The 3,408-nt window shown below is 62.6% G+C and carries 2 protein-coding genes and 1 pseudogene; all 3 read left to right on the top strand.

Translation table 11 applies throughout. The features are described from left to right. Positions 1 to 287 (top strand): annotated as a pseudogene (locus VGH68_RS24830) (hypothetical protein); the annotation flags it as partial. Then, positions 284 to 2,467, top strand: a complete 2,184-nt coding sequence (locus VGH68_RS24825; RefSeq protein WP_331606360.1) for a hypothetical protein — start codon at positions 284 to 286, stop codon at positions 2,465 to 2,467. The pseudogene VGH68_RS24830 and the gene VGH68_RS24825, both read left to right, overlap by 4 nt. Continuing rightward, the coding region (locus tag VGH68_RS24820) for a hypothetical protein (RefSeq protein ID WP_331606359.1) at positions 2,467 to 3,408 on the top strand (942 nt) is incomplete at its 3' end. The genes VGH68_RS24825 and VGH68_RS24820, both read left to right, overlap by 1 nt.

The following is a 3,408-nucleotide window of genomic DNA, read 5'->3' as shown; positions in this document are numbered from 1 at the left end:
AACAGCAACACATCCAGGCGATCGTCGACGGCGAAGCCGCTGATGATGCCGGCGAGAACACGCCGTTATTGGTGAAGGGCGACCTTCGCGAAAGCATCGGACACGAAGCAGAGCCCCGCGCTTTCGTGGTCGGAAGCGACTCCGAGATCATGGTGTGGCAGGAAGAGGGAACGCCTGAAGGTATCCCCCCTCGCCCGGTGCTGGCCACCGCGATGTACCGCAACGTCGATAACGTCGTCAATCTGGTTGGACAGGCAGTCGAAGACACTCTAGCGGGCAAAAAATGATCAATGCGTACGCAATCGGCGTCACTGCTGAACTGACGGACAACGTCAGCAGCCGGCTGATGCTGATCGTCGAATGGGCAGACAAGGCCAACGCCTCGATGCTCGCGTTCGTCGACAGCGCACGCAAGGCGTCGTCCGCCGGCGAAAGTATCGCGCGCAGCTTCGACAAAGCTGCTAGAGCTGCGGCCGCTCTCGGCGACAGCGCTGGATCTCTCACCCGTGCGAGCTACGTGCTCGACACGATGGTGGCAAGCAGCGAGGCCCTTGCAAGGAATATGGCAGCCGCGCGCGCCGAGGCCAACTCGATGAACCCTCCCCGCTGGGGCGGCACGACTGGTGGCGGTCGTGGCGGCGGCACGGGAGGCGGCGGTCGCAACGGTGGCGGCAGTCCGGGCGGTCCGCTGATCGTGCGAGAAACTCCTGGTGGTGCGCTCACGGTTGTGGATGGCGCGGGACGGTATTCATCCGACGTCATCGACGGGGATGGTCTGATCACCGATGTCACGCCACGCGGCACCCGCCCCTCCGCGGCTGTCGGTCCGCGGTCAGGTGGCCGCGCAAACGGCGCAGCGACGGGCGTCGCGACCGCTGGGATGCTATACGGCGTATATGAGAACGCGCGCCTCGCAGACGAAAACGTCAAATCGGTCGCAACGGCGCAGATCCCGTTCGACCAATGGCAACCTACCATCGATAACCTGCGCGCGCGGGAAATGGAATACGCGAGCAAGTACGCGTGGGCGACCGGCGGTCACATTGAGCCGTTCGGCGAGTCGATGCTCGAAGGTTCGCGCCTGATGCGCACGCTGTCCGCCGCGCAGCAGAAGCAAATGATGGACTTCGCGATGCCATACATCGCGCTCGAGTCCAAGCTGAAAGGCGTTTCGATGCCTGAGGCGACCGAGGCGTTTATTGGTCTGTCGCATATGGCTGGCGCCTATTCGCCTGAAGCGGCCCAGCCGTTGTACGAGTCGATGTTGCAGGCGTCGCTCACCTCGCATGCTTCGCTCGGTCAGATCGGGCGCGCTGCAAGTTACGCCCTTCCCGCCCTCCACGCCGCTGGCGCGAACTCCAGCGACGTGATGCTGCTCATCGCCACGATGATGCAGGGCGGCATCATGAACACGAAGTCGGGCACGTGGCTCAATGCCATGGCTGCCAACGCGCTGCCGAATACGCTCGGTAGTGGAATGTTCTCGAACGCGAAGCAGAACGAAGCCCTGCAGGATCTGGGCCTCTACAAGGGCAACCAGTCGCAGTTTTACGCGAACGGCAGCATGGACCTCATGAAAGAGGTGTCCATCCTCGCCGCTGATCGCGAAAAGATGGAACCGCTGAAGTTCAATGCCCTGCTCCGGATGGCTTTCGGTGTGCAAGGCGCGCGCGGCGCGTCGTTCTTCAGCGAGGACTCGACGCTGTCTAACCTGCACGCACTGGGCGATCTGGCGAACCAGTCCCAGCCGCCGATGGACGTTGGCCGGATGATGAGTCAGGTCAGCACCGTCGGTCTCGCCGATCAGACGATCGCGAACGCCAACATCACACTGATGAACGGTACAGCGACCCTGATGGGGCCGGTCAATTCGGCATTGAGTGCTGCCAATTCCTTCTTTTCCGGCACCGCTGATTTCACGAAGAACCATCCGGTGCTGGGCGCGGGGCTCGATGTCGGTCTGCTGTTCGGCGCGGCCGTGGCGGGTATGGGCGCGTGGAGTGGCGCGAAAGGCGCAGCCGGGATGGTGGAGAGAGCCGCGGCCGGCCTATCGAAATATCTGGCCTCAGGTGCTGGTTCTATGCTCGCGCGTGCAGCGACAGCGCTTACCGGGCAGGAGATCGGCGTCGCAGCGTTGACAACAGCCGGTGGTGTAGTCGCGCTGACCGCAGCAATCTCGGCTGGCATTGGCATCATGATCCAGCGTGCGATGGATTCGGTGTCGTCGAAGATGACACCGGAGCAGCAGCTGACTTTCTATCAGGGCGCTGCGGGTGGTGTCCCGGGATTTGGCAACAGCGTCACGAAACCGGTATCGCCTTGGGGCAAGCTCGGCGACGCAATCCACAACCACTTCTACGTGGACAGTCACGAAGTGGCAACGAAGATGATTCCGCCAAAAGCGACCGGGCCGACGGGCTTCAATCCTGAGGCAACGCCATTTAGTCCGAGCATGGGGATGTACTGATGAACTCGTTTGTCACCCTCACGCTGGACACGCCAAACGGCACGTTCACGTTCAGCGGTGCCGAGGTTCCGGAAAACATCCAGTTCGGCGGAAGCCAGCTTCTCGATGTCCAGAAGATGATCGGCGGCCGGCGCCGCGTCAACGCGATGGGCGCCGACGATGACCCGCTGCAGTGGTCGGGGCTGTTCCTGTATGCATCGGCGCTGTCGCGCGCCCGCTTTCTGGACTCGGTGCGCCGCGAAGGTCTGCAGTGCACGCTGTCGTGGGATGAGTTGCGGTATCAGGTCACGATTGCCGAGTTTCACCCGAACTACAAATACCCGTTCCGGATCCCTTACACGATCCGGTTCGAGGTCGTGCAGGACGAGACGGCCACCATCGATTCGGTGCCGGCCATCACGCCGGCGCAGTCGATCACGACCGACATGGCGCGCATGGGAACGCTGTCTAACTGTATCGGTGACTCGACGCTCAATGGCCTGGCTGGCGATCTCCAGAGCGCGATCAGCGCGGTGACGTCTGCTGCGCAGCCGATAGCAAACGGGCTGAAGGCGGTGACGTCATTCGTCTCCGGCGTGGCGAACTGTGCAGATCAGGTGATCAACACGGTAGCAAGCGCGGTCGCTTCGGTAACCGCACCGTTGGCGGCTGTCGCCTCGCGCGTGCAATCGCTGATTGCCGGTGCCGAAGAGTCGATGGCGACCGGATCCGGTGTGGTGCCAGGGCTTCCTGCATCGACCGTAATTTTCAGCGCTCTCGCGCGGACGAACGCGGCCGTCCAGTTGCCAGAGCTGTACGAGTTGCAAAGCATCTGTGCGCGAATACAAGTGAATCTCCCGCTGATATCGGCGCCGAGCAGCCCGAAGACGATCACTGTCGGCGGCGGCGACCTGTACACAATCGCATCGCAGCAATACGGCGACGCGACGCGCTGGACCGAT

The sequence above is a fragment of the Paraburkholderia sp. genome, from assembly GCF_036488505.1.
GTDB lineage: Bacteria > Pseudomonadota > Gammaproteobacteria > Burkholderiales > Burkholderiaceae > Paraburkholderia.
Note: the sequence above shows the minus strand (reverse complement) of the source record. Positions and strands in the feature narration are given on the sequence as shown.